This is a genomic window from Deefgea piscis (genome assembly GCF_013284055.1).
GTDB classification, from domain to species: Bacteria; Pseudomonadota; Gammaproteobacteria; order Burkholderiales; family Chitinibacteraceae; genus Deefgea; species Deefgea piscis.
The window spans coordinates 1,579,571-1,605,844 of the sequence record NZ_CP054143.1; the positions used below are offsets into that span (position 1 = coordinate 1,579,571).

Annotated in this window: 22 protein-coding genes; 17 read left to right on the top strand and 5 right to left on the bottom strand. The window is 48.9% G+C overall.

Annotated features, from left to right (window positions below):
* Positions 1 to 110: 110 nt before the first annotated feature.
* Both HQN60_RS07605 and HQN60_RS07610 read right to left on the bottom strand, forming a co-directional pair.
* Complete coding sequence (locus HQN60_RS07605) at positions 111 to 434, bottom strand: hypothetical protein (protein WP_173533084.1); 324 nt, start codon at positions 432 to 434, stop codon at positions 111 to 113.
* 214 nt (positions 435 to 648) lie between these two features.
* Positions 649 to 2,802, bottom strand: a complete 2,154-nt coding sequence (locus HQN60_RS07610; RefSeq protein ID WP_173533085.1) for an Ig-like domain-containing protein — start codon at positions 2,800 to 2,802, stop codon at positions 649 to 651.
* A gap of 324 nt (positions 2,803 to 3,126) precedes the next feature.
* Here HQN60_RS07610 and ttcA point away from each other — a divergent pair, with 324 nt between their 5' ends.
* From ttcA to HQN60_RS07645, 7 genes are all read left to right on the top strand, one after another.
* Entirely contained in the window at positions 3,127 to 4,068 is a 942-nt protein-coding gene (gene ttcA, locus HQN60_RS07615) for a tRNA 2-thiocytidine(32) synthetase TtcA (RefSeq protein ID WP_217390293.1), read from the top strand.
* On the top strand, positions 4,065 to 4,856 hold the full coding sequence (locus tag HQN60_RS07620) for a fused MFS/spermidine synthase (RefSeq protein ID WP_173533087.1): 792 nt from the start codon (positions 4,065 to 4,067) through the stop codon (positions 4,854 to 4,856). The genes ttcA and HQN60_RS07620 overlap by 4 nt, the downstream gene beginning before the upstream one ends.
* A 169-nt stretch (positions 4,857 to 5,025) precedes the next feature.
* Entirely contained in the window at positions 5,026 to 5,520 is a 495-nt protein-coding gene (locus HQN60_RS07625; protein WP_173533088.1) for an RNA pyrophosphohydrolase, read from the top strand.
* Positions 5,521 to 5,571: 51 nt separating this feature from the next.
* Positions 5,572 to 7,158, top strand: a complete 1,587-nt coding sequence (locus HQN60_RS07630; protein WP_173533089.1) for a sensor histidine kinase — start codon at positions 5,572 to 5,574, stop codon at positions 7,156 to 7,158.
* Complete coding sequence (locus tag HQN60_RS07635) at positions 7,142 to 8,509, top strand: sigma-54-dependent transcriptional regulator (RefSeq protein WP_173533090.1); 1,368 nt, start codon at positions 7,142 to 7,144, stop codon at positions 8,507 to 8,509. Before HQN60_RS07630 ends, HQN60_RS07635 begins: the two co-directional genes overlap by 17 nt.
* A 46-nt stretch (positions 8,510 to 8,555) precedes the next feature.
* Positions 8,556 to 9,149, top strand: coding sequence for a 1,6-anhydro-N-acetylmuramyl-L-alanine amidase AmpD (gene ampD / locus HQN60_RS07640; protein WP_173534641.1), 594 nt, complete (start codon positions 8,556 to 8,558; stop codon positions 9,147 to 9,149).
* Between the two features lie 102 nt (positions 9,150 to 9,251).
* On the top strand, positions 9,252 to 11,144 hold the full coding sequence (locus HQN60_RS07645; RefSeq protein ID WP_173533091.1) for a potassium transporter Kup: 1,893 nt from the start codon (positions 9,252 to 9,254) through the stop codon (positions 11,142 to 11,144).
* A 73-nt stretch (positions 11,145 to 11,217) separates the two neighbouring features.
* On the opposite strand, the gene HQN60_RS07650 is transcribed toward HQN60_RS07645, so the two are convergent.
* The 3 genes from HQN60_RS07650 to argB form a co-directional block, all read right to left on the bottom strand.
* Positions 11,218 to 11,838, bottom strand: a complete 621-nt coding sequence (locus HQN60_RS07650) for a pyrimidine 5'-nucleotidase (protein WP_173533092.1) — start codon at positions 11,836 to 11,838, stop codon at positions 11,218 to 11,220.
* Positions 11,839 to 11,901: 63 nt separating this feature from the next.
* On the bottom strand, positions 11,902 to 12,333 hold the full coding sequence (locus HQN60_RS07655) for a CBS domain-containing protein (protein WP_173533093.1): 432 nt from the start codon (positions 12,331 to 12,333) through the stop codon (positions 11,902 to 11,904).
* Positions 12,334 to 12,440: 107 nt separating this feature from the next.
* Complete coding sequence (argB, locus tag HQN60_RS07660; protein WP_173533094.1) at positions 12,441 to 13,319, bottom strand: acetylglutamate kinase; 879 nt, start codon at positions 13,317 to 13,319, stop codon at positions 12,441 to 12,443.
* Between the two features lie 170 nt (positions 13,320 to 13,489).
* Between argB and HQN60_RS07665 the strand changes: the two genes are divergently transcribed.
* The 10 genes from HQN60_RS07665 (at position 13,490) to HQN60_RS07705 (ending at position 26,158) form a co-directional block, all read left to right on the top strand.
* Complete coding sequence (locus tag HQN60_RS07665; protein ID WP_173533095.1) at positions 13,490 to 14,134, top strand: TetR/AcrR family transcriptional regulator; 645 nt, start codon at positions 13,490 to 13,492, stop codon at positions 14,132 to 14,134.
* A complete protein-coding gene (locus tag HQN60_RS07670) occupies positions 14,127 to 15,212 on the top strand; it encodes an efflux RND transporter periplasmic adaptor subunit (protein ID WP_173533096.1) in 1,086 nt (361 codons plus the stop codon). Before HQN60_RS07665 ends, HQN60_RS07670 begins: the two co-directional genes overlap by 8 nt.
* On the top strand, positions 15,209 to 18,274 hold the full coding sequence (locus HQN60_RS07675; RefSeq protein ID WP_173533097.1) for an efflux RND transporter permease subunit: 3,066 nt from the start codon (positions 15,209 to 15,211) through the stop codon (positions 18,272 to 18,274). Before HQN60_RS07670 ends, HQN60_RS07675 begins: the two co-directional genes overlap by 4 nt.
* Before the next feature lie 129 nt (positions 18,275 to 18,403).
* Positions 18,404 to 19,732 (top strand): TolC family outer membrane protein, encoded by a 1,329-nt coding sequence (locus HQN60_RS07680; protein WP_173533098.1) that lies wholly within the window; start codon positions 18,404 to 18,406, stop codon positions 19,730 to 19,732.
* Between the two features lie 93 nt (positions 19,733 to 19,825).
* Positions 19,826 to 20,143: an H-NS histone family protein gene (locus tag HQN60_RS07685; protein ID WP_173533099.1), complete on the top strand. Its 318-nt coding sequence runs from the start codon at positions 19,826 to 19,828 to the stop codon at positions 20,141 to 20,143.
* 102 nt (positions 20,144 to 20,245) lie between these two features.
* Entirely contained in the window at positions 20,246 to 22,402 is a 2,157-nt protein-coding gene (locus HQN60_RS07690; RefSeq protein ID WP_173533100.1) for a UvrD-helicase domain-containing protein, read from the top strand.
* Positions 22,403 to 22,467: 65 nt separating this feature from the next.
* A complete protein-coding gene (locus HQN60_RS07695) occupies positions 22,468 to 24,147 on the top strand; it encodes a response regulator (RefSeq protein ID WP_173533101.1) in 1,680 nt (559 codons plus the stop codon).
* Positions 24,148 to 24,310: 163 nt separating this feature from the next.
* Entirely contained in the window at positions 24,311 to 24,439 is a 129-nt protein-coding gene (locus HQN60_RS16315; RefSeq protein WP_255587982.1) for a hypothetical protein, read from the top strand.
* Complete coding sequence (locus HQN60_RS07700; RefSeq protein WP_173533102.1) at positions 24,436 to 25,152, top strand: metal ABC transporter ATP-binding protein; 717 nt, start codon at positions 24,436 to 24,438, stop codon at positions 25,150 to 25,152. The genes HQN60_RS16315 and HQN60_RS07700 overlap by 4 nt, the downstream gene beginning before the upstream one ends.
* 130 nt (positions 25,153 to 25,282) lie before the next feature.
* Complete coding sequence (locus HQN60_RS07705; RefSeq protein WP_173533103.1) at positions 25,283 to 26,158, top strand: metal ABC transporter permease; 876 nt, start codon at positions 25,283 to 25,285, stop codon at positions 26,156 to 26,158.
* Positions 26,159 to 26,274 lie beyond the last annotated feature (116 nt).

Consider the following 26,274-nt stretch of genomic DNA (forward strand, 5'->3'; position numbering starts at 1 on the left):
GTATTGGTATGAAGATATCTCGCTTTATTTTTTGATAGGCCCTTGGTTAAAGCGTGCCAGATGGCGTTTGCTGGCGAAGACAATACCAGCTCCTCGTTGGCCAACAGCGTTCACGCATCATGCTCAGTGGCAACAACACTATCCGAATCACAGCCTAGCCCAGCCGCAATTGAGCGCTGCGCCCAGCGGCTAATGCGTCGATTAAGCCAAGGCCAATTGATTGGTAAATAGCGAGCGGGTTCCAGTAGCATGCCGCACCAATACCGATTTTGCCCCTCATCCCAAACCAAAGCCACACACCGCCCGCGCCGTTTGCGACTAATCAACACCCCCACCGGACAAGGCTCCGCCGCACAACACACCCCGCAACCATTACACACCGCACCCATAGTGGGTTTGGCGGGAGCGAGTGGGTGGAGGTGGATGGTTTGCATGGCGATATGGAAATTCACTGATGGATAATTACTTAAGTTAACTTCGTTAACTTAAGTAATTATCTGATTTTAGTAATTAGATCGGGCGAGAAATTCAGGCTTGGTTGGTATAAAAAAACTGCCACATATGAACTGCACCCCAAAAATATGGACGGGTGTCCAATTTTGGGGGTGCAGTTCACATATAGGGCGGTTTTTTGAGCGGTATTGAGTGTTAATTAATATTGTAGTTGTAATTAAAGGATGTTTTCTTGGCTGCTTGGCCGCCCCCTGCTGGGGTGTCTACGGTAATTGTCAAGACCCCTGTGCTGGCTGCTGGGCAAGGCGTTGCTGCGGCACCAAACTGGAACTGGAATTGGAATAGTGTTTGGTTCAGAACTTGCGCACCAACAAGCGGAGTTGCAGAGCCGATTGTTTGGCTTGCTCCTGTAACAACCGAACCTGTTCCGTTGGTGCTTGCAACACTAATTTTGGTTCCTGCTGGCAGAATGTTGCCTTTTATATCGGGTATGTAAGCAGTGAAATCACGCAATGTACCGCAGGTGCCCACGAGTGATGTGGGTAATGCAGGTGTAATTAATGGGGTTTTAGGATCGTCACTGGAGAAAATAAATGTTGCTTGTTGGAAAATATTAAGCGTTCTGTTGGTTGAGCATTTGGCAAATCCAGTTGCGCACAATGTACCGCTATAAAGCCCATCGGGGCCGTTATACTTACCGTCGCTGTTAAAGTCGATCAGATGATCGACGCCTTGATCATAAAAACCATTTTCATTTGTATCGTTGAAAGCTTCGCCAATGTCACTGCCTACGCCGATACAACCACTACCCGCTTTGGTGGTACACGTTTTATCAATTGGCTCACCGCCACCGCCGCCGCCGACATTACCGTTAATGTCGACGAGTTCGCTATTCTGATCAGCAATAATATTATTATTTTTATCAACAAAGCTTTCTTCACCAAGGGCATAAGCCAGTACATGAACTCGACCATTGCTTGGGCGTGGGTTTTGCGAAGTTAAAGTGATTTGGCAGCTGCTATCCACCGTAGTGCAACTACCTTGGGTTCCCGTGCCAATACGGCCACCGTCGGTAATAAAGTTAATCGCGGTGCCATCGGGTACTGGGTTATTAAAGTGGTCGGCAAAGCGCATGGTAATTTTGGCTTCGGTGCCATCATAGTTCCAGCCATTGATATTGTATTTATCCGCAGCCAATGAAGTCGAATCTTGGTCAGGGAAGCCAGAACTAATCGCCAGTTTTCGAGAAGTACTGCTTAATGCTCCAGATGCGGCAGTCACGAGGATTGAGGCTGGTTGATTGCCAGAAATCACCGTGGCATTTGCAACGCCATTGTTATCGGTGGTTACGGTGACTTTACCTGATACCGCATTGAGTAAAGTAACGCCACCGACGGCTGTGTTTAAGCTAAAAGTGACCGCTTGACCGGGAATTGGCGCGCCGGTGGCATCCACCACTTTGAATTGTACTTGGGCAGTATCAGGGCGGGTTGCGCTGGCATAGCCTTTGAGGGTGATTACGCCATCGGTCGGGGTAATTGCATTAAATGAGAGTGAGGCAGCGGTGGGCGGCGCAATGGTAACTTGAACGTTTTGGCTTTGTCCGTTCGATAGTGTTGCAGTAATCGTGTCGGTGTTGGCGCAGCCTTTATCGGTAAATGAAGCAATCGCTTTACCGCTGGCATTGGTGAGCGCTGTTGCGTCGATGGTGGCTTTGCCGGCTTGCGCGCATTGTGATGAAAAATTAACGGTTTGTCCGGAAATTGGCTTGCCATTGGCGCTGACCTGCACTTCTACGCTGGTATTGGCATTGGCACTGATACTGGCTAAGCCTGCTTGCATGCTATCAATTTTTAATGTGGAAGAGCCAATTTGATACGCCATCGAATTGGTAATGGTTTGATCGGTGCCGCTAGCGTCTTTATATTTGGCGCTGGCAATGAGTTCACCCACTTTGCCACTAGCGCTGATATTGGCCACACTGAGTGTGGTCGTCATTTGACCAGCGGAGTTAGTTAGACCGGCATTCGGGCTTAGTAAACCTAATGTTGTATCGGTTGTAAAATTCACTACCGCGCCAGCAATCGGGCTGTTATTGGCATCGACGACCAACGCAGTGACTTGAATGGTTTCGCCAAGGGCAAGGCTGGCTTGCGTTGGTGTCAGAACGATTTTAGCAACCGCAGGAATTGGCGTTGGCGTTGCGCCACCTCCGCCGCTGCCACCACCACTACCTCCCGCAATCAGATCGGCACCGCCAGGGCCGCCGCCGCCGCAGGCGGTGAGTGTGCTGGCGATTGCGCCGACAATGGCCAGATGAATAAGGGCTTTGCGAGGGGTTGAGTGCATTTTGTCTTGCCTTTTACGATTTATTTACAAGCAAATCAGTGTTTTCTTTCTACTGATTTTTTAATTTATGTATTTTAAGCAAGATATGCTGTTTGAATGTTGCTTTTCGCTTACTTTTACTAAAAGTGACACCTATTTGTCATGCGGGTTTGGCTGCCGATTGCGGTATGAGATTGCGGTGAAAAATCAAACGCTCAGCAGCGTGTTGTTGTTGGCAAATGGCTTTGTGCGTACGAGTAGGGGTTTTTCAGGTAAAATCACTGCCAATTCAATTACCTATAGCGGGGCGTCCTTTGGGCGTCCCGTATTTATTCTATGAACGCAATGACCGAACAGCCGCAAGAGAAACCGCAACTGACCGAGGCGGAACAAAAGCAGAAATATAATTTCAATAAGTTGGTGAAACGCTTGCGCCATAACGTGGGCGACGCGATTAACGATTTTAATATGATCGAAGATGGCGATCGGGTGATGGTGTGTTTGTCAGGCGGCAAAGACAGTTACACCATGCTGGATATTTTGCTGAGTTTGCAAAAATCAGCGCCGATTAATTTTTCGATTGTTGCGGTGAATTTGGACCAAAAACAACCAGGTTTTCCTGAGCATATTTTGCCAACGTATCTGGCCGAAATCGGCGTTGAACACCGAATTATCGAAGAAGATACTTATTCGATTGTGACGCGAGTGATCGAAGAGGGCAAAACCACCTGTGGTTTGTGCAGCCGTTTGCGTCGTGGCATTTTGTACCGCGTGGCGGATGAATTGGGCGCGACCAAGATTGCGTTGGGTCATCATCGGGATGACATTTTAGAAACGCTGTTTTTGAATATGTTTTACGGTGGCAAGCTCAAAGGCATGCCACCCAAATTGGTATCGGACGATGGCAAACATATGGTGATTCGCCCGTTGGCGTATTGCCGTGAAAAAGACATTGAAAAATACAGCGCCGCGCGTGAATTTCCGATTATTCCGTGTAATTTATGCGGCTCGCAGCCCAATTTACAGCGCCAAGTGATTGGCGATATGTTGCGTGATTGGGATAAACGTTTCCCTGGTCGTTTGGAAACGATGTTTACCGCGATGTGTAATGTGGTGCCATCACATTTGGCTGATCCAAAACGCTATGATTTCGTGAACGCTAAGGCCGATGGCACACCACGCGCCGATGGTGATAAAGCGTTTGATCGTGAAACGTTTAGCGATCCGAGCCGGATTTCGATTTTGTCGAGCAAGCCTGCGGCGAGCGCGTGTGGAGATGCGTCATGATGTTATCTCGCACGCGGCGTCGCCCGAGAAATTTTGATGATGAGCTGATGATCGATGTCTCAGAGGAGGGCGGTGTTCGTAAGCTGCACTTTGGTAGTGATGACACGCAAAGCGCCATGAAGATCAATGCGCCCAATGAATTGCTACTGGCGTATTCGCGGTGTGTTTTTGCCAGCTTATTGTTTTTAGAACCGCCGCAAAAAATGTTGTTGATTGGTTTGGGCGGCGGCTCGATTGCCAAATGGGTGCATGAGTATTTGCCGACGACGCATTTGACGTGCGTTGAGCTATTTCAGCAGGTGGTGAATGTGGCGCGCTCGATGTTTTTTTTGCCACCAGATGATGAGCGTTTGGAGGTGATTACCGGCGATGGCGCGGCGCATGTTTACAATATGGCCGACGAATCGGTCGATATGATTATGATGGACGCATATTCGGCAACCGGCATTGCTGCGCCATTGGCGAGTACCGACTTTTTTACCGCGTGCAAACATAAGCTGACCGATGATGGCGTTTTGGCGGTGAATTTATGGAGTATTGATCGCCGGTTCGAGCAGTATTGTGAGCAATTGGCGAGCGTATTTGATGGCCGTTTAATTTGTTTGCCAGCAAGACAAAAAGGCAATGTCATCGCTTTTGCTTTTATGCGTGGACAAAACAATCCGCAGTGGGAGCGATTAGCCGATAAAGCCAAAAAACTCGAAGCTGAGTATGGTCTTGAATTTAATGAATTTGTCAGTGATTTAGCGCGAATGAATCCACATAACGATCGACGTTTGTTTCTCTGATTAGGGCGGGGAATGGGGAATGGGGAGTAGGGAGTCAAAGCGGTGCGATATGGTGTTTTGACTACACCCCAATCCCGACTCCCGACTCCCCATACGAATAAAGGTTTTCAAGTGCTCGCGAATGTGAAAAAATCAGGGTAATCAACGAAATCTTAAATAGGTCGTACTTATGCTCGATCGTGATGGCTATCGGCCAAACGTCGGCATCATTATCATTAATCAACAGAACCAAGTGTTTTGGGGGAAACGCGTGCGAGAGCATTCGTGGCAGTTTCCGCAAGGCGGCATTAAGCAGGGGGAAACTCCTGAGCAGGCGATGTTTCGAGAGCTGGCCGAAGAAGTTGGTCTGCTGCCGGAACATGTAGAAATTGTGGGCCGCACGCGGGACTGGATGAAATATGATGTGCCGACCAATTGGGTGCGCCGTGAATGGCGCGGTACTTATAGAGGACAAAAACAAATTTGGTTTATGCTCAGGCTAGTCGGGAAAGATTCTGACGTTTGCTTGCGTAAAACCACGCATCCCGAGTTTGATGCATGGCGCTGGAATGAATATTGGTCGCCGCTTGAGGCAGTGATTGATTTCAAACGTGGCGTATATGAAGCAGCTTTGGGTGAGTTAGCGCGATTGATTGGTCAACATCCGCCTTCAGTCGTCAACTAAAACAGCATTAGAACGGGCGGCTTGGGTCGCCCGTTTTTTTATTTGGATCTTATGTCCGATTTCAATCGCTCATCGAGTGAGCATCTATGGCAATCGCTATCCCTATTTAATATTTTCCGGCTATTAATCGTGATCGGCTTGATGGTGGGGGCGTTTTTACTCACCGGTGAGAGCTTGTTAGAGCGCGATCATTTTTGGGTGGTGATTTGGATTTTAGGGTGTTACACCCTGTGCGGGATTATTTTTGCCTTTGGCATTGCCAAAAAATGGCCGCGTTTTGACGTGCAATTGTCGATTCATGTGTTGATTGATGTGATTTTTATTGTGGCGTTGATGCATCTCGGTGGCGGGATTAAAAGCGGATTTGGGATTTTATTATTGCCGTATTTAGCTGGCGCCGGTTTGATTGCCCGTGGGCGAATGACGATCTTTCATGCGGCGATTGCCAGCATTGCTTTACTGGCTGAAATGCTGTGGAGCGCGATTCACGGTGATTTAGAGTCAACGATACCAATGTCGACGGTATTTCTCTGTATCGCTTCATTTGCGGTGGCTTGGCTAGCATACCGCCTCTCTCGGTATGCCGAAGAAAACCGCGAATTAGCGGAGCGACGTAGTGTCGATATTGCAAATTTAGGTCAGCTCAATACGCGGATTTTACAAGACGTGTCTGACGGTGTGCTGGTGGTGGATAGCCGTAATTTAATTCAGCAATTTAATGAGCAAGCCGTTCGAGTCACCGGGGTTCGTACTGATTTAGGTAGCCCATTGGCGGCGGATTTTCCTGAATTGGCGGCGCCGTTACACCGCTGGCGCGAGTTTCCAGAGCTGGGCAGTAGTGAATTAGTGCAAACGGCGGGTGGGCGCAATACTTTACGAGCGCGTTTTGTGTCTTTAACGCATGATTCGAGCGGGAATGTGCTGATTTATCTCGAAGATATGGCGCGCTTACGCCGAGAATCACAGCAATTAAAACTCGCAGCGCTGGGGCGTTTAACCGCCAATCTGGCGCATGAGATTCGCAATCCTTTAGGTGCAATTAGCCATGCGGCTGAGCTGATGCGTGAAGAAGCGAATGATGATCCCTTATTGCAAAAATTGACGCGAATTATTAACGACAATAGCCAACGCCTTGAGCGAATGGTGAAAGACGTTTTAGAGCTTAATCGTCGTGATCGTGTTGAGCGTATCGATATTCACTTGGCCGATTGGCTGGCCAATTTTGTCGATGAATTTCGCCAGCAAGAAAAAATACCGGTGCAGCTCGCTATTATTTGCCCGCCGGATGCGACGGTACGGTTTGATGTGGGGCATTTGCATCAAGTGCTATGGAATTTATCGCGCAATGGTTGGCGCTATTGCTTAAAGCAAGATCATAGTCTGCGTTTTACCGTGAGTGAATTTCGCTCTGGCTGGATGCTCAGTGTCATTAACGATGGACCTAGGGTACCGAGCGACGCGCAGAGCCAGCTGTTTGAGCCTTTTTTTACCACTGAAAGTAAAGGCACCGGTTTAGGTTTGTATATTGCGCGGGAGATTTGCGCCGCCAATGCCGCTTTACTGGAGTATCAATCCCCGCCTGAGAGCGGCGCTTGTTTTCGAATTTTATTTGGATATACCGATGGCGAAAAAATCTAAAGTATTACCCCGAGTTTTGGTGGTGGATGATGAGCCTGATTTGGCCGATTTACTCGAATTAACTTTGCTCAAAATGGGGCTGGCGGTTGAAACCGCCAATGGGGTGATTGCCGCGAAAGCTTTGATTGATAAGCAGCATTTTGATTTGTGTTTAACCGATATGCGTATGCCCGATGGTGAGGGCTTGGATCTAGTTCGGTATATCCAAAGTAAAGGTTTAGATTTACCGATTGCGGTGATTACGGCATATGGCAATACCGAGAATGCCGTAGCGGCACTAAAAGCGGGCGCGTTTGATTATCTGGCCAAGCCCGTGGCGTTGGAGCAATTGCGGGCTTTAGTCAAATCGGCACTGAAAATTGAAGCTACGCCAGCGGTAAAAGCCGCGCGACGAGATCGTCCGTTGTTGGGCGATTCGCCAGCTTTGCAACACGCTTTGGTGTTAATTGAAAAACTAGCGCGCAATCAAGCGCCTGTGTATGTCACCGGAGAATCGGGCTCGGGTAAAGAGCGGGCGGCGCGAACGATTCATAGCTGTTCTAGCCGTGCGGATCAGCCATTTATTGCGGTGAACTGTGGTGCGATTCCAGAAAACTTAATGGAAAGTGAGTTTTTTGGTTACCGCAAAGGGGCATTTACCGGCGCGCAAGAAGATCGCGAAGGTTTTTTTCAAGCCGCGCATGGCGGTACGCTATTTTTGGATGAAGTTGCCGATTTGCCCTTGCTGATGCAAGTTAAATTGCTGCGCGCCATTCAAGAGCGCAAAGTACGCAAAGTGGGCGGCGTGCAAGAAGAAGACGTGGATGTGCGGATTATTTCGGCAACGCATCAAAATCTATCCCGCTGCGTTGAGGCTGGGCGTTTTCGACAAGATTTGTATTATCGATTGAATGTGATCGAGCTGAAAATGCCGGCGCTGCGCGAAATGGGCAACGATGTACTATTAATCGCTCAGTTTTTGGTCGAAGACATCGCCGCGCGACATGGTATGCCGGTATTGGCTTTTACCGCGGCTGCTAAAGATGCGTTATGTCGTTATGATTTTCCTGGCAATGTGCGTGAATTAGAAAACCTACTTGAGCGCGCAATGGCTTTGGCCGATGGCCAGCAGATCGATATTGATGATCTGCAATTGCAGCATGCCTCTGGTGACAAAGCCGAAGCGGTTGCGGCCAATTTAGGCGACACCTATCCATTGCAAGATTATCTGGACCGAGTCGAAAAAGTCGCCATTATCGCCGCTTTGGATAAAACCGGCTTTAATCGAACGCAGGCCGCTAAACTACTCGGTGTGACCTTTCGTAGTTTGCGCTATCGCTTAGAAAGATTGGGAATTACGCAAGATGAGTAAGTCGCTTGAGCAGCTTGAATCCGCAACAATCAAATCGAGTGAGCCAATGCTGCAATTTGAAATTGATGAATTGGGCTGGTGCAATGCGGCTAAGCGGATCCCTAGCCCCAATTGTGATGCTCGCCCAGCAGGGCAAGCACCCGATATGCTGGTGATTCACAATATTCATTTGCCACCGCAACCTGCTGGCGCGCTTGAATTTACTGGTTCGGATATTGAGCGGCTATTTACCAATACGCTGGAGGTGGCGGATCACGCTTGTTATGCTGAGTTGGCGCAATTGCGGGTGTCGGCGCATTTTTTGATTCGCCGCAGCGGTGAAATCTTGCAATTTGTACCGTGCGAGCTGCGCGCTTGGCATGCGGGCGTTTCACGCTGGCAAGCGCGTGAGCGTTGTAATGATTTTTCGATTGGCATTGAAATGGAAGGCTCAGATTTTGTGCCCTTTATGCCGGCGCAATATACAGCGTTAAATTCTCTAGCTGCAGCATTGCAGCGCCGCTACCCGCTGGCTTTTTTACTCGGGCATAGCGAGATTGCACCGGAAAGAAAAACCGATCCCGGGCCTTATTTTAACTGGAATGCGCTTGCAGCGCCGATTTTGGAATTACGCCAAACTGGCAACATCAGCCAAAGCTAATATTTCTGCTGCGTTGCCGCAACGATTGTCGTTTATTCATGCCCCTGCAGTGTATCGCAGGACTATAATCCGCAACCTCTACTTGGTTTGATAGAAATATACATGTCGACTTCTCAAGCGCAGGATCCAAAAAAGCTGGCTGGACTGATCGTTGGTGCGATTGGTGTGGTCTATGGCGATATTGGTACTAGCCCGCTGTACACTCTGAAAGAATGTTTTAACGGCCATGTGGCCCTTGATTTAAATCCAGCGAATATTTTAGGGGTTTTATCGCTGATTTTTTGGAGCCTGATGATCGTCGTTTCGACGAAATACATCATGTTCATTATGCGCGCAGATAATCGCGGCGAAGGCGGCATTTTGGCCTTGATGGCCTTGGCCGCGCGTAATGCCACACCTGGTTCTCGCAAGGCCATGTGGATTACCATTATTGGTCTATTTGGCGCAGCCTTGTTTTATGGCGACTCGATCATTACCCCGGCGATTTCTGTGCTTTCGGCATTAGAGGGGATTAGCATTGTTTCGCATACCTTTGATCCCTACATTATTCCAATTGCTATTGCGGTGATGGTGGCGCTGTTTTGGATTCAAGCGCGCGGTACGGCCAGTATGGGCAAGTTATTTGGCCCGATTACCATTGCTTGGTTTTTGGCATTGGCGGGCTTAGGCATTGCACAAATTATTCAAGCGCCTGAAGTTTTAAAAGCGCTTAACCCTTTGTATGCGATTGAGTTTTTTATCGGCAGTCCAAAAATTGCCTTTATTTTACTCGGTGCGGTGGTGTTGGCTTTAACCGGTGCTGAGGCTTTATATGCCGATATGGGGCACTTTGGTCGTCCGGCGATTCGCTATGCGTGGTTTGGCTTGGTATTGCCTGCTTTGATGCTTAATTATCTCGGCCAGGGCGCGCTATTGTTGACCACCCCCGAAGCGATTAAAAATCCATTTTATATGATGGCACCGGGATGGATGGTCATGCCGCTGGTGGTATTGGCCACTTGTGCGTCGATTATTGCTTCGCAAGCGGTGATTTCTGGGGCGTATTCGGTCACTAGCCAAGCGATTCAGCTCGGCTTTGTGCCGAGGATGGATATCCAGCATACGTCTGAGCGTGAAATTGGTCAGATTTATATGCCGGGGATTAATTGGTTTTTATTGGCCTCGGTGATTTTATTGGTCATTGGTTTTAAAACATCGAGTAATTTGGCGGCCGCGTATGGTTTTGCGGTGACCTGCACCATGGTGATGACCACTTTGTTGGCGTTTATGGTCTTGGGACGTGGTTTGGCCGGTTGGAAAAAGTACGGCTTATATGCCATGTTGAGCTTATTTTTAGTCGTTGATTTGGCGTTGTTTGCTTCAAACTCGCTCAAAATCCATGAGGGTGGCTGGTTCCCATTGGTGATTGGTTTAGTGGCCTTTATCTTGATGACGACTTGGAAACGCGGTCGTAAGATGCTTTCGGCGAAATTGCTTGAAGGTGAAATGCCATTAACTGGCTTTGTGGAAAGCCTTGAAGCGCATCCGCCGCAGCGCGTGGAAGGGATTTCAATCTTTATGACCGCCAATACCGATACGGTGCCGCATGCTTTATTACATAATTTAAAACACAATAAAGTGCTGCATGAGCAAGTGGTGTTTTTGACGGTGCAAACCAATGATATTCCCTATGTGCCACTGAAAGAGCGCGTCACAGTGCGGCGATTGGGGGAAAGTTTTTACCAAATTGTGGCGACGTTTGGCTTTAAAGAAGAACCCAATATTCCTGCTGTTTTGTTGCAAGTGACCCAGTTGCAGCCGGAGTTGGTATTTGATGAAATGAATACCTCGTTCTTCTTGTCGCGTGAAACGATTGTTGAGGCGAAATATCCATCAATGAGCTGGTGGCGTCGCCGCTTGTTTAGCTTGATGAGTCGCAATGCAACGCGGGTAACGAACTTCTTTAAAATCCCACCGAACCGTGTGGTTGAAATGGGGATGCAGGTAGAGCTATAGGTATATTGCTCCAAGCATTATGAATTAAGGTTTATCGACCTATACATCAACGCAGCCTACGGGCTGCGTTTTTTTATAACTGTTTCAGTTGCGTAATGCAGCGATCGGCTGCGGGATGATTTTTATTGCCGTGGCGCAACCAGACCGTTTGCATGCCTAATTTTTTGGCAGTAATTAGATTGTCGATGCTGTCTTCAACCATGATGCAATCGCTGGCTTGAAGTTTAAATTGGCGTAGCATTTGATGATAAGCCTTGGGTATTGGCTTAGGGGTAAGGTTAAGCGTATCGATGGCCGCTATACCCATAAAATATCGCTCAATATCGAGTGCCGCGAGCATGGCTCTGGCGTAAGCAATGGGGCCATTGGTAAATAAAATCTTGTTGCCGTTGAGTCGGGCCAGTGTGGATTTAAGCTGTGGCATTGGATGCACTTGGCTCAGTAGTTGCGGCAAGGGGTGGCAAGCAGCTAAAAAATGATGCGGGTTTAGGTGGGGATGGTGGCGAACTAAGCCTAATAAAGTCGCCCCATAGCGCCGCCAATAATCTTGGCGCAGCTGATTGGCCGCCGATTGCTGCAGCTGTAATTCACTTTGTAGCCAAGCGGTCATTGCCGAATCGATAACGGGAAATGCATGCCGACTGGCGTGATGCAGCGTATTGTCGAGATCAAAAATCCAAGTGGGTTGGGGCATAGCAGAGAAAATGGCCGATGAGATCGGCCATTGTGTCGAGTTTATTCAAGATAAACAATGTGTTTAGCTGTAAATATATTGCTCAAGTTGCTCAATGGTGAATTCTTGCTCGGCCATTTTTTCATGCACCAAATCACCGATCGATAACACGCCCAGTACGGTATCGCCGTCCAGTACCGGTAGGTGACGAATACGTTTTTCAGTCATGAGCCCCATACATTCATTGGTAGTGGCATTGGGGGGAACGCACAGTAATTTATGCGTCATGATTTCGGCAACCGGTGTGCCAGATGAGGTTTTTCCCATCAGAACGACTTTGCGCGCGTAATCTCGCTCGGAGAAAATCCCGACGAGTTTGTCGTTTTCCATCACTAAAATGGCACCGATATTGGCATCGGCCATCATTTGTAAGGCTTGATAGACTGTTGCATTTGGAGAGACTGCGATGGTCTCGTGTTTGTTTTTGGCGGCGAGCATTTGACGTGCGGTTGTCATTGTTGGTTTTCCCTTGGCTAAGCAGTGTTTTTACTGTAGCTGACAGGGTTTAACATGCAAGAAAAAAGGGCGACTTCAGTCGCCCTTTTTATCATATTGCTAGCGGTTTATTTCGCGCGAATCATCGTGCCCACGCCTTGCTCGGTCAATACTTCGAGCAGTAAGGCATGTTTAACTCGGCCATCAATAATATGCACTGCATTAACGCCGCTTTTGGCTGCATCCAGTGCCGAAGCAATTTTCGGCAACATGCCGCCAGAGATAGTGCCATCGGCAAATAATTCATCAATCCGGCGTGCCGTGAGTTTGGTTAGCAGTGTGCCTTCTTTATCCAAAACGCCGGGGGTATTGGTCATTAAGATGAGTTTTTCGGCCTTGAGCACTTCCGCCAATTTGCCAGCGACTAGGTCGGCATTGATATTCAGGCTCTCGCCAGTGGCATCAACACCGATTGGCGCAATCACTGGAATAAAGTCGGCGGCGTCTAAATGCAGCACAATCGATGGGTCGATGCTTTGAATTTCGCCCACTTGGCCGATGTCGATATTGTTTTCGCCCATATTGTCTTTGAGCATCATTTTACGCGCGCGGATAAAGTGGCCGTCTTGACCGGTTAAACCGACCGCTTTGCCGCCGTGTTTATTAATCAACGACACGATTTCTTTATTGACGTGACCACCTAAGACCATTTCAACCACATCCATGGTTTCGGCGTCGGTGACGCGCATGCCTTGGATGAATTCGCCTTTTTTACCGATGCGATCGAGTAAATCATTAATTTGTGGGCCACCGCCGTGAACCACTACTGGATTCATGCCCACTAGCTTGAGTAACACCACATCTGATGCAAACCCATCTTTGAGCTCTTCATCAATCATTGCGTTGCCACCGTATTTGATCACGATGGTTTTATCTAAGAAGCGTTGGATATATGGCAGGGCTTCAGAAAGAATTTCAGCTTTGATTTGTGGGGTTATTTCAGGCACGGCGGTCTCCAGGATAGGCGGGACTAAATTGCCGCGATTGTACCGTATTCGTCAGAAATCTGGGGGTGGATTGTGTCGCAAAATAAATAGTAGATGAATCACCTTGAATGATTGACGTTGAAATTGGGAGTGTAGATAATAAATGAACGTTCATTTATTAGCGAAATGTCATGTGCCCCATCAAATGTTGGTCGCGACGGAAAGAAGCGCGGCCACAGGAAATTCTCGAGGCGGCTTTAGCCTTGTTTGTCGAAAAAGGCTATGCCGCCACCAAGATCGAAGACATTGCCCGTGCCGCCGGCGTAACCCGTGGCACGCCTTATTTGTACTTTGCCAATAAAGAAGAAATCTTCAAATCGGTGATTCGTTCCTTGCTGTTACCGCAACTGGCGATTGGTGCAACGCTATTACAAGACTGGCAAGGCAATGCCCGGGATTTGCTGCAAGAGCTATTTCATTTGTGGTGGCGTAATGTTGGCGCTACATCGCTATCGGCATTGCCCAAATTGATGATTGCTGAAGGGGGTAATTTCCCTGAGGTGATGCAGCTTTACAATGAAGAAGTGATTGCGCCGGGACAGGCAATGTTGCGGCATGTGCTAGCGCTGGGCGTGGCACGTGGCGAATTTGTGGTTAACGATATCGACTACGCTGCGCATATTTTATCTAGTCCGATGGTCATGGCCATGCTGCTGCAAAACACCCCTTTATATTGTTTACCCGCTGATTTTTCAGCCCAGCGTTACGTGCAATGCACGGTGGATTTATTTTTAACCGGCCTTCTGGCCCGTCCTATGGATGCCTCTCATGCTTAATAAATGGTCAGTGACACTACTTGCTGCGATGCTAGTTTTAGCCGGTTGTAAATCAGAACAAAAACCGGTCGAAGAAATTCGTCCGGTGCGCACCATGGTGGTGGGTGGGGCCTTACCTGCGGCGGCTGAGGTGTATAGCGGCGAGGTGAAAGCGCAGCATGAAGTCCCGTTGGGATTTCGCATTCCCGGCAAAATAATTTCTCGCGCGGTGAGCGTGGGCGATACGGTGAAAAAAGGTCAGGTGTTAGCGCAACTCGATGCTGGCGATGTGGCGCTCAACGCCACGGCGGCGCGCGCGGCTTTGTCTTCAGCACAGGCGCAGTTAGCGCAAGCCAAGCTCGATTATCAGCGCTCGCAAGATTTGCACGCACAGAATTTTGTTAGCCAGGCCGAGGTGGATAAGCGACAAACGGCACTGATTTCAGCGCAAAAACTTACTGAGCAAGCCAAGGCGCAAGTGGATTTGGCGAATAATCAGGCGAGCTATACCCAGCTCACTGCCGATGGTGATGGCGTGATTACGCAAACCTTGGCCGAACCGGGGGCGGTGGTGGCTGCTGGGCAATCGGTGCTGATGTTGGCTAAAGCTGGGCAGTATGAGGCGGTGATTGATGTGCCAGAAAATCGCGTTCAAGCGTGGCAGCCAGGGCAAAAAGTGGCGGTGCAGCTGTGGGCCGATGCCAACCGTGAATTGGTCGGTACGGTGAGCGAAGTCGCACCCGCGGCCGATAGTAAAACCCGCACGTTTCGAGTTAAGGTCGCGCTACCAGAAAAAAATGCCGCAGCACTGGGTATGACGATACAGGTGAGTCAAGTATTTGCCTCTAAAGAGATACCTAATGAAATATCGGTACCCATGTCGGCGGTGTTTGGTAAAGAGCAAATGATGCGAGTGTGGTTAGTTGATGATAAAAACACCGTGCATAGCCAAGCCATTACCGTGTTGGGTCATCAAGGTCAGCAAGTTCGAATTCAAGGTATTCCAGCCAAATCGATCGTGGTGACTGCTGGGGTGCATTTATTGCGTGAAGGGCAAAAAATCAAAGTCTTGCCATCAACGCAAGGAGCGCAGCAATGAACGAACAACGACAGTCGTTTAATCTATCTGCGTGGGCGCTCACGCATCAGTCTTTAGTGCTGTATCTGATAGTGATCCTTTCTGTAGCTGGTATTCTGGCATATACCCAGCTAGGGCAAAAAGAAGACCCAGAATTTACCTTTAAAGCGATGGTGGTGCGCAGTTTTTGGCCTGGCGCTTCTGCCGCCGAGGTTGAGCAGCAAGTGACGGATAAACTGGAGGAAGCACTGCAAGGTATTCCTGAGGTCGACTTTACCAAGAGCTATTCGCGCTCGGGTGAGGCACTCATTACCGTGATGCTCAAAGAAAGCATTCGTGGCAAAGAAGTCAACGACGTGTGGTATCAAGTCCGTAAGCGCATTAACGACGCCAAGGGCAAAATGCCACCCGGCGTGGTGGGGCCATTTTTTAATGATGAATTTGGTGAAACCTACGGTAGTTTGTACGCCTTTACTCGCGACGGTTTTAGCGATGCGGAGTTAAAAAAATACGTCGAGAATGTTCGAACCGAGTTGCTGCGGATTCCGGACATTAATAAAGCCACGTTAATCGCTCCGCAAGACGAAAAAATCTACGTTGAATATCGCAGCGCCAAGTTGGCCACGCTCGGCATTACCCCCTTGCAAATTAATCAAGTGCTGGCCGCGACCAATACGGTGACGCCGGCAGGGGTGGTTGAAGGGGCTGAGGAGCGAGTGTTTTTACGCGTGAGTGGCGAGTTTGACGCCATCGCCGCGATTAAAGCCACGCCAATTACCGTCAATGGCAAAACCTTTCGTGTGAATGATGTGGCGGATGTCTATCGCGCTTCGCTCAATCCGGCGGAAACGCGGATGTATTACCAAGGTCAGCCGGCGATTGGCTTAGGGATTTCAATGCGTAAAGGCGGCAATGTGCTCAAAATGGGCGAGCAAATTGACGCTGTACTGCATCAAGCCAAGCAAAATTTACCGGTCGGTATCGAAATACAAGCGGTTTCTGATCAGCCCGCTGTGGTGAAATCCGCGGTACATATCTTTATGAAATCCTTGCTTGAAGCGGTGGTGATTGTGCTGGCGGTGAGCTTTTTGGCGCTGGGGTTTCGGATGGGGATTGTGGTGGCTCTGTCGATTCCGCTGGTGCTGGCGCTGACCTTTTTATGCATGAAAATCTTTAATTTGGAATTACAGCGCATCTCGCTGGGGGCGCTAGTGATTGCCCTCGGGCTATTGGTTGACGACGCGATTATTGCGGTTGAAATGATGGCGTTGAAATTAGAACAAGGCTGGGATCGCTTTAGTGCCGCTACTTTTGCCTATAGCTCGACAGCGTTTCCAATGCTGACCGGTACTTTAATTACCGCAGCGGGGTTTTTGCCGGTAGGCCTTGCTAAATCGAATGCCGGTGAATATACCTTCTCGATTTTTGCTGTGGTTGGCATTGCATTGATTATGTCGTGGATTGTTGCGGTGCTGTTTACGCCGTATATGGGCTATCACTTGTTGCCAGAAAACCTCAAAGAGCATCCGCATGATGCGCATGGTGGCAAGTTTTACACCGCGTTTCGCCGCTGGGTGACCTGGTGTATCACTTGGCGCAAGACCACGATTGCGCTGACTTTAGGTGCGTTTGTGCTATCGGTGATTTTATTTGCCATTGCCGTACCTAAGCAGTTTTTCCCGGCTTCAAGTCGGCCAGAATTGATGGTGGATTTATGGCTGCCGTATACCGCGTCATTTAACGCCACTGAGCAAGAAGTCAAAAAAATCGAAGCGATTTTAATGCAAGACCCCGATGTCGCTAGCGTGACTAGCTATGTGGGCGTCGGCTCGCCGCGTTATTACATGCCGCTTGATGAGCAAATGCCCAACTTAAATTTTGGCCAGCTAACGGTGATGACCAAAGACGAGCACGTGCGCGAGAATGTCTATAAGCGCGTGAAGCAGTTATTTGACACTGATTTTCCCAATGTTCGTGGTCGAGTCACTCGTTTAGAAAACGGCCCGCCAGTGGGTTATCCGGTGCAGTTTCGGGTGATTGGTGCTGATCAGCGCGAGCTGAAAAAGATTGCCAATGACGTTGCTCATCTCATGCGGCAGAATCCAAATCTGCGCCAAGTGCACACCGATTGGGGCGAGCAAGTTAAAGTGCTGCGTTTGGATGTGAATCAAGATAAATTGCGAGCGGCGGGATTAACGTCGCAGCAATTGGCGCAATCACTGCAGATGGCCGTTTCCGGCGTCACCGCAACGGCGCTGCGTGAAGATAACCTGCAAATTGAAGTCATTAGTCGTTTGGCACCCGATGAGCGCACACGGCTCGATTACTTGGCCAACTTGCCGATTCCTTTGCCATCAGGGTCAAGCGTGCCCTTGTCGCAGCTGGCAAAAATCAAGTTAGAAAGCGAAGAGAGTATTATCTGGCATCGCAACCGCGTACCGGCGTTAACGGTGCGGGCTGATGTGATTGGCAAAGCACAAGCGCCTGATGTTTCCAATGCTTTGTGGCCAAAAATGCAAGAGATTCAAGCCAAACTACCGGTGGGTTACCATATCGAAGCCGGTGGCACGGTAGAAGCGTCGAAAATATCGCAAGACTCCATTGCAGCAGTGATGCCTTTAATGCTGATTGTGGTCATGACCTTATTAATGATCCAACTGCAAAGCATTCAAAGAATGATTATGGTGTTGCTGACCGCGCCATTGGGGATGATTGGGGTAACGATTGCGTTGTTATTATTCCAAGCGCCATTTGGCTTTGTTGCGACCTTGGGGGTGATCGCGCTTTCGGGGATGATTATGCGCAATTCGGTGATTTTAATGGACCAGATTGAGCAAGATATTCATCACGGTAGTGCCCCATGGGATGCGGTGATTGATTCGGCAGTGCGGCGTTTTAGGCCGATTATGCTCACTGCGCTGGCGGCGATTTTGGCGATGATTCCACTGACTCGCGATACATTTTGGGGGCCGATGGCGATTGCGATTATGGGCGGATTGTTTGTCGCCACGATTTTAACGCTGCTGTTTTTACCTGCGCTATATGCCGCGTGGTTTAAATTAAAGCCCGCTCAATCGGTATAACGTCATCCAAAGTTGCACTTAATACGTTATGTATTGCTGTACTCGTTCATTGTGCCGCGAAATTGTCTTTATCGCGGCGCAAACCCTGCGTTAACAGACCCTGTTTACGAATTGATAATTGGATTAAAAATGAAAAAAAACGTATTGATATTGAGCCTTGCTTTATTCAGTACGCCCAGTTTTGCCGCTGATTTATTGGCAGCTTGGCGGGCCGCTCAGCAATATGACCCGAGTTTTTCTGCTGCACGTTATGCGCAGATTGCGGGTAGTGAAAAAAAGCAGCAGGGCCAATCTTTATTGTTGCCAACAGTGACACTCGGCGCCAATGTAGCGCATTCGGACAATGAATATTTACCCGGCAATGCCAATTCTAGTATTTCGAGTACCCAAAGTGGCCATGGATATAACTATGGTGTCACGGCAACTCAGCCGATTTATCGTGTTGATGCCTTTGCTTCGGCAGATCAATTAAAAACGCAAGCTAAATTGGCTGATGTGGCATTTAAAGCGGCCGAACAAGATCTGATTTTACGCGTGGCTAAAACGTATTTTGAGGTTTTGGCCGCCGATGAAAAAGTCGCTTTAGCGATAGCAGAAAAAAAAGCCATTGGTGAACAATTGGCATTTGCTAAAAAAGCGTTTGAAGTCGGCGTAGCAACCATTGCTGACACCGATGAAGCGCAAGCGAGTTATGACAGTATCTTGGCCGAAGAAGTCGTCGCAAAAAATGACTTAGTGGTAAAGCAAAATGCATTTACTTTACTGACCGGTCTAAATGCCCAATCGATTGCACGTTTACGGGAAAATATCGCACCGACTTTAGCTGAGCCCAATGATATTTCGGTCTGGTTGAAAAAATCGAGTGATACCAGTTTGAATATTGGTAGCCAATTATTGCAATTAGATATTGCCAAGCGTGAAGTCGATAAATATCGATTTGAAAGCAGCCCGCAAGTTAATTTAGTGGCTAATTATGGACAGAATTGGGAGGCAAGCGGTATATCTCGATCTGGCGGCTTAGATCAAACCAACAAAGGCGCAATTACGTTACAGCTATCTATTCCACTCTATACCGGTGGTCGTCGTTCATCTGAATTACGCGAAGCAGCGGCCAAAGAATCAGAACAAAGACAAACATTAGAAGCGACTCGGCGCAGTACCGAACAATCCACCACGCAAGCCTTTTTAGGGGTTAATGCCGGTGCGGCACAAATTAATGCTTTGGAACAGGTATTAAAGTCGAGCCAGAGTTTATTAGCTTCGAGTAAATTAGGCCGTGATGTTGGCGTAAGAACAACAGTGGATGTTTTGAATGCAGAACAAAAACTTTATAATACGCGTTATGCATTAACCGTTGCCCGATATACCTATCTTTACACTAGATTGCAGCTCGCTGCCGTTGTTGGTGATTTAGATGAAAAACAGTTGTATGCAGTAAATCAATGGTTGGTCCAATAAATATTGAATGCAATATTCGCCTTGAATTATTAGAATTGAGGCCGCATAATCAATTGGTATTGATCAAACATAGCATTATACGAGGAGTAACAAATGGATTTATCAACTTTAGGTTACCAAGAATTAGTTGAGTTACGTGCACAACTTGATGGTGAATTAGTTCGTCGTAAAGAACAAGAAAAAAGCCGTATTTTGAGCCAATTGCAAAGCGCAGCTGCGGCTAGCGGTTTTACTATTGCTGAATTATTGGGTGAAGTATCTGGCAAAAAAGGCGCAAAGAAAGCGCCAGCAGCAGCTGCTTATATCAATCCAGCTGATGCTAGCCAAACTTGGTCTGGCCGTGGTCGTAAACCACAATGGGTTCACGATGCAATCGCTAATGGCGCAACATTGGACACATTAAAAATCTAAGTATTGATTTGTATGTAAAGTAAATAAAACAGGGCGCATGGTCGCCCTGTTTTTATTTCTGAAGTTGTAATTATTTACCATTGATTATTGTCGAGCCAAGCTATGTCCCATGCTTTAACTGCTAAATTAAATCCTCAACAAGCGGCTGCGGTTGAATTACCTGCTGAACACGCTTTAATTTTAGCTGGGGCAGGCAGTGGTAAAACCAGTGTATTAACCACACGAATTGCATGGCTATTATCTACCGGACAAATAAGCCCATCAGGTTTATTAGCGGTGACATTTACCAATAAATCAGCCAAAGAAATGTTGTCGCGAATTACTGCAATGTTGCCATTAAATCCGCGTGGATTATGGGTGGGCACATTTCATGGTTTATGTAATCGAATGTTACGTTTGCATCACCGTGATGCAGGCTTGCCCGAAGCTTTTGCGATTTTGGATCAATCTGAGCAATTGGGCGCGATTAAGCGTGTATTAAAATTACTGACTTTAGATGACGATAAATATCCACCGCGTACCGTGCAGCATTACATTAATGGCCATAAAGAAAATGGTCGTCGTGCTGCTGACGTTGAGGCGTGGGATGATTATTCTCGCCAATTGAAATTGGCGTATGAAGAATACGAAAAACAATGCAATCGAGAAGGTGTGGCTGACTTTTCCGAGCTACTCCTTCGGTGTTATGAATTGTTGTCTTATAAACCCGAAATTCGAGCGCATTACCAACAGCGTTTTTCGCATATTTTAGTCGATGAGTTTCAAGACACGAATCGATTGCAATACGCTTGGCTTAAATTATTAGCTGGGCAAAATTCAGCTATTTTTGCTGTTGGCGATGATGATCAATCTATTTATGCATTTCGCGGTGCGAATGTGGGCAATATGATTGATTTTCAATCTGATTTTTTAGTCAAACATGTGATTCGTTTAGAGCAAAACTATCGCAGCCACGGCAATATCCTTGACGCCGCCAATGCGGTGATTAGCCATAATACCCAGCGCTTGGGGAAAGAATTATGGACTCAGGCCAGTGCCGGTGAATTGATTCGCGTTTTTGAGGCCAGCTCGGACTTTGAAGAATCGCAATTTATTGTTGAAGAAGCACAGGCCTTAATTCGCGATGGCATGGCGGCTAGCGAAATTGCGATTTTATATCGTAGTAATGCACAATCGCGGATTATTGAGCATGCACTGTTTTCAGCGGGTGTGGCTTATCGCGTGTATGGCGGTTTACGCTTTTTTGAGCGACAAGAAATTAAACACGCTTTGGCGTATTTGCGCTTAATGGCCAATCCTAGCGATGACAATGCCTTGCTGCGGGTGATTAATTTCCCCACTCGCGGAATTGGCGCACGCAGCGTTGAGGCGTTGATAGAAAAAGCGCGTTTAGAAGGTTGCTCACTGTGGCAGGCCGCGTGTATGGGCGCTTCAGGGCGTGGTGCGGCGGCTTTAGGCCAGTTTGTTCAGATCATTGATGGCATGCAAAATCGGATGGCCGGTTTGGCAATGACCGACGTAGTGCGAGTCATGCTTGAGTTGTCTGGCCTGCTGGCGCATTACCAAAAAGACAAAGATGGCGAAGAGCGGGTTGCCAACTTGGAAGAGCTGGTCAATGCCGCTGCGACGTTTATTAGTGAAGATGAAAACAATCTGATCGCCTTTTTATCGCACGCCAGTTTAGAAGCGGGCGACCATCAAGCGGGGGCGCATGAAGACGCGCTGCAATTGATGACGGTGCATGCGGCCAAAGGCTTGGAGTTTAACGCGGTGTTTTTGTCTGGCCTTGAAGAAGGCTTGTTTCCACATGAAAACAGCAGTAAAGATCAGGCCAGCGTCGAAGAAGAGCGGCGCTTAATGTATGTGGCGATTACTCGCGCTCGCCAGCGCTTATATCTGACGTTAGCGCAAAGCCGCATGCTGCATGGGCAAACGCGCTACGGTGTTGCCAGCCGCTTTTTGGATGAGATTCCACAGACTTTATTAAAATATTTAAATCGTGGTTATGCGCCCAGTAGCTATAGTTCGGCTGCGCCGAGTAGTTTTAACTCGGCAGCGGCAGCAAAACCGGTGGCTGCGCCTAAAAAAGCCACCCCCGAGCATGGCTTGGCGATTGGTTGCAAGGTGGAGCATCCTAAATTTGGTCTTGGCGTGGTGACGGATCACGAAGGCGGGGCGACGGGAAATGTGCAGGTGAACTTTGCCCTGCATGGCAGTAAATGGTTGGCGGTTGCCTACGCTAAATTGAAAGTTGTGTGATGGTATTGCGCTGCAGCTATTGTTCAGTAAGTGCTTCCTATAAATACCTATCGTAAAGAGTCAGCATGAGCAAAGTTCGTCCTTATTCGTTTACTCAGCGAGCGGCTATCGATGAACCGGTGGCGACGAGCGGTGTTCGTGATTTTTCGCAATATAAAATTTTGGTGATTGATCACGTCAGCGCAATGCGGATGACGTTGGGCATGATGCTCGGACAATTTGGCGCCAAAGAGATTGAATACGCCAGCCGCAGCGATGAGGCGTTAGCGCAAATGCGTGGCTGTGCTTACGATATTATTTTGTGTGCTTATGATTTGGGCCATGGTTTTGATGGTCTGTATGTATTTGAAGCCGCGCGTCGCTATGGCGCGTTAAAAGCCAGTAGCGTGTTTATCTTGCTCACCGCCGAGCGGCAAAGTGGCAAAGTGATTGGCGCTGCTGAATTAGCGCCCGATGCGATTTTGCTCAAGCCCTTTACCGGTGAAGTACTCTACGCGCGGATTGAGCGAGCCTTGCATAAAAAATCACCGTTTCAGCCGATTGATGCGGCGTATATTGCCAATGATTTTTTACGTGCAATTCAATTGTGTGAGTTTGCGAGCAAAGAAAACCCAGCTCAAGCCATCGATTTTCTGCGTATGAAAGTGCATCTTTTATTGCGGATTGGCGATTGGAAAACCGTACGTGATTTAGCGCGCACCGAGCTAGTTGAGCACGATTGGCCTTGGCTTAAAATGGCCTTGGGCAAGGCGCTATTGCAGTTAAAAGAATATACCGAAGCGCAGCAGATTTTTCAGCAGCTGATCAATCAATATCCGCTGATTTTGGCGGCCTACGATGGCTTGGCGCAAACCTTTAGTGCCACGCATGATTTAGCTGCCGCCAAACAAACCTTGCAAGCCGCTTGTGAGCGCTCGCCGATGCTGGCGCGGCGACGAGAGCTGGGTGAGGTGGCGATTGCCGCCGAAGATTGGCCTTTGGCTGAGACCGCGTTGAGTGACAGCATTCGGATGGCGCGCTTTTCATTTGTGCCACAGGTGAGCGATTACGCTGCGCTGGCCGAAGTGCAGCTACGCCGTGGTGATGTAGCTGCCGCACGGCAAACCGCTGGGCAAATTCGCCAAGATTTCCCTCGTAGCGATGACCGCATCTTGGCCGATGTATTGGAATCGAACGTCGCATTAAAGCTGGGCGAGACCAGCAAAGCCCGCACTTTGCTCGATACGGCACTTAAGGCCGCTAGTAGCGCACCTTCCGCGACGCTGGGTTTGGCTTTGGCGCAGTCTTGTTTGGGGCTCAATCGCATGGCCGAGGCGCAAACATTAACCCGTGCCGTGCTACAAAATCGGCACGATGACCCTAAGCTTGCGGCGCAAGTGGCGCGGGTATTTAAATCACAAGGCCAAGAAGCGGAAGCACTGCGTTTAATCGAAGCCACGGCGGCGGATATTGTGCAGCTTAATAATGAAGCGGTGGCGTTGGCACAAGCAGGTGATTTAACTGCGGCAGCGGAGCGATTTTTAGCCGCCTTGCAAGACATGCCAAATAATTTGCAAATCTTACTCAATACCGTCAATGCTTTGTTGGCCTTGGTGAATCAGCTCGGTGGTCACGCGGGCTATTTGCAGCAAGCGGGGGAGTTATTAATTCGAGTTCAGGCGCTGGATCCCACTTCGGGGCGTGCGCTGCAGTTGGCAGAGATTTATCGCAAAACTCAGCGGCGATTTGCATTGAGCTCGACTTAATCTTGCCCGATTGGGTGGCGGACTGGGCAGCAAGTTAAATCGCTGAGGCTACGGTATCGTGGCTTTTTTTTTGTCGCCAAATGCAACTGACTTGCACCAAGGGCGGTTTTTTGTATATCCTTGCCGCTAATTGCAGCGACTTTGGCCTGCGTGGAGTGGTGTTTTGAAGCGTTTGTTGTCTCGATTTAATCTATTTGGCTTTTTTGCCATGGCCGGTTGGCAGCGATTATTGTGTATCGCGCCGCTATTGGCCGCGTTGTGGGCGTTTACTTTTTGGGCGATGCAATCGTGATCGAAGTAGAACACCTGACTTTATGCTACCGCGATCGCGCTGCAGTGCATGCGTTGACGGGGCGTTTTGTAGCGGGTAGCCATACCGCCGTGGTCGGCCCCAATGGCGCAGGTAAGTCCACGCTTTTGGCGGCGCTCGCTGGCGTCAAGCAGCCTGATGAAGGGCATATTCATCGGCATGGCGCGATTGCCTATTTGGCGCAGCTCTCGACGTTGGACAAGCAGTTTCCACTCACGGTGCGCGAATTGGCCTTGGCAGGAACATGGCAGCGGCGCGGCGCATGGCGCGGGTTAGCTAAAGCGGATTGCTTGCGTGCTGATGCGGCGTTGGATCGGGTGGGCTTGAGTGATTTTACTCAAGCACCGATTAGTAATTTATCCGGCGGACAATTACAGCGCGCCCGTTTTGCCCGTTTGATTGTTGAAGACGCCGATGTGTTGCTGCTCGACGAGCCTTTTGCCAATGTGGATACCGAAACCATCGCCAATTTATTGGCGGTGCAAGACGATTGGCATCGGGCCGGAAAAACGCAAATTACCGTATTGCACGATATGAGCCAAGTGCGCGCGCACTATCCACAAACTTTATTGTTGGCGCAGTCGGCTTTGGCGTGGGGCGATACCCCAGAAGTATTAACGCCGGAAAATCTACAAGAAGCCAATCGCCGAGCGCAACATTGGCGCAATGATGCGACATGGTGCCAAGAGTGTTAAATCAAAAACTTTCACCTCAGAGGCACAGAAGCACAGAGACCCGCGCTGAGCTTGAGTCCCTGACTCGTGTGCCTGTTGTTTTTCCTCGGTGTCTCTGCGCCTCTGTGGTCGCTTTTAAAATGGGCGAGTCATGCTAATTCCCGATATTGAATTATTTAACGCCTTAGGCGAATTTGCTTTTATGCGCCGCGCCTTGGTGGGTAGCTTGGCTTTGGCAGTGGGTTGTGCGCCAGTGGGGGTATTGCTCTTACTGCGGCGGATGTCCTTGTTTGGCGACGCACTCTCCCATGCGGTATTGCCCGGTGCGGCGATTGGTTTTTTGCTTGGCGGCTTGTCTTTGCCGTGGCTCGCGGGCGGTGGTTTGGTCGCTGGTTTGCTGGTGGCGCTGGCCGCTGGCTTTGCGGCGCGCAAAACGCGGCTCAATGAAGACGCGAGTTTTGCTGGATTTTATTTACTGGCCTTGGCCATCGGTGTACTGATCGTCTCGAAATGGGGTAGTAGCGTTGATTTGATTCATTTGCTATTTGGCTCGGTGCTGGCGATTGATGATCCATCGCTGTTGATTGTGAGTTCAGTGGCGTCGATTACCTTGATTTGGCTGGCACTGGAATACCGCGGCATTGTGCTCGAATGCGCGGATTCAGGTTTTATTGCGGCAACCACCGGCAATGGGGCGCGGTTTCATATTGGCTTTGTCATTATCGCGGTACTGAATTTTGTCGCCGCGTTTCAAGCCATGGGCACCTTAATGGCAGTGGGCTTGATGATGTTACCCGCAGCAACGGCGCGTTTATGGGCTGAGCGTTTGTCGATGTTGTTTGTGGCCGCGTGGATTGTGGCTCTTGCGTCGTGTCTGTTTGGCTTGATGGCGTCGTATCAATGGGATTTGCCTTCCGGGCCGGCGATTGTGCTGGTGGCGGGCGGCTTGTATTGTTTTTCTTTAGTCTTTGCGCCGTTTGGTTTGTGGGCGCAGCGCCGTAAAGCGCGCCGTCATCATGCGATTTAATGGTAATGCCATGCGAGCTCGATGTGTGGGTATAGAGTGATAAGCTTTTTTGGTTAAGCGCTTGCTGCATATACATCGAGTTTTTGATGATGTTCAGATTTGGTGTTGATGCAGTG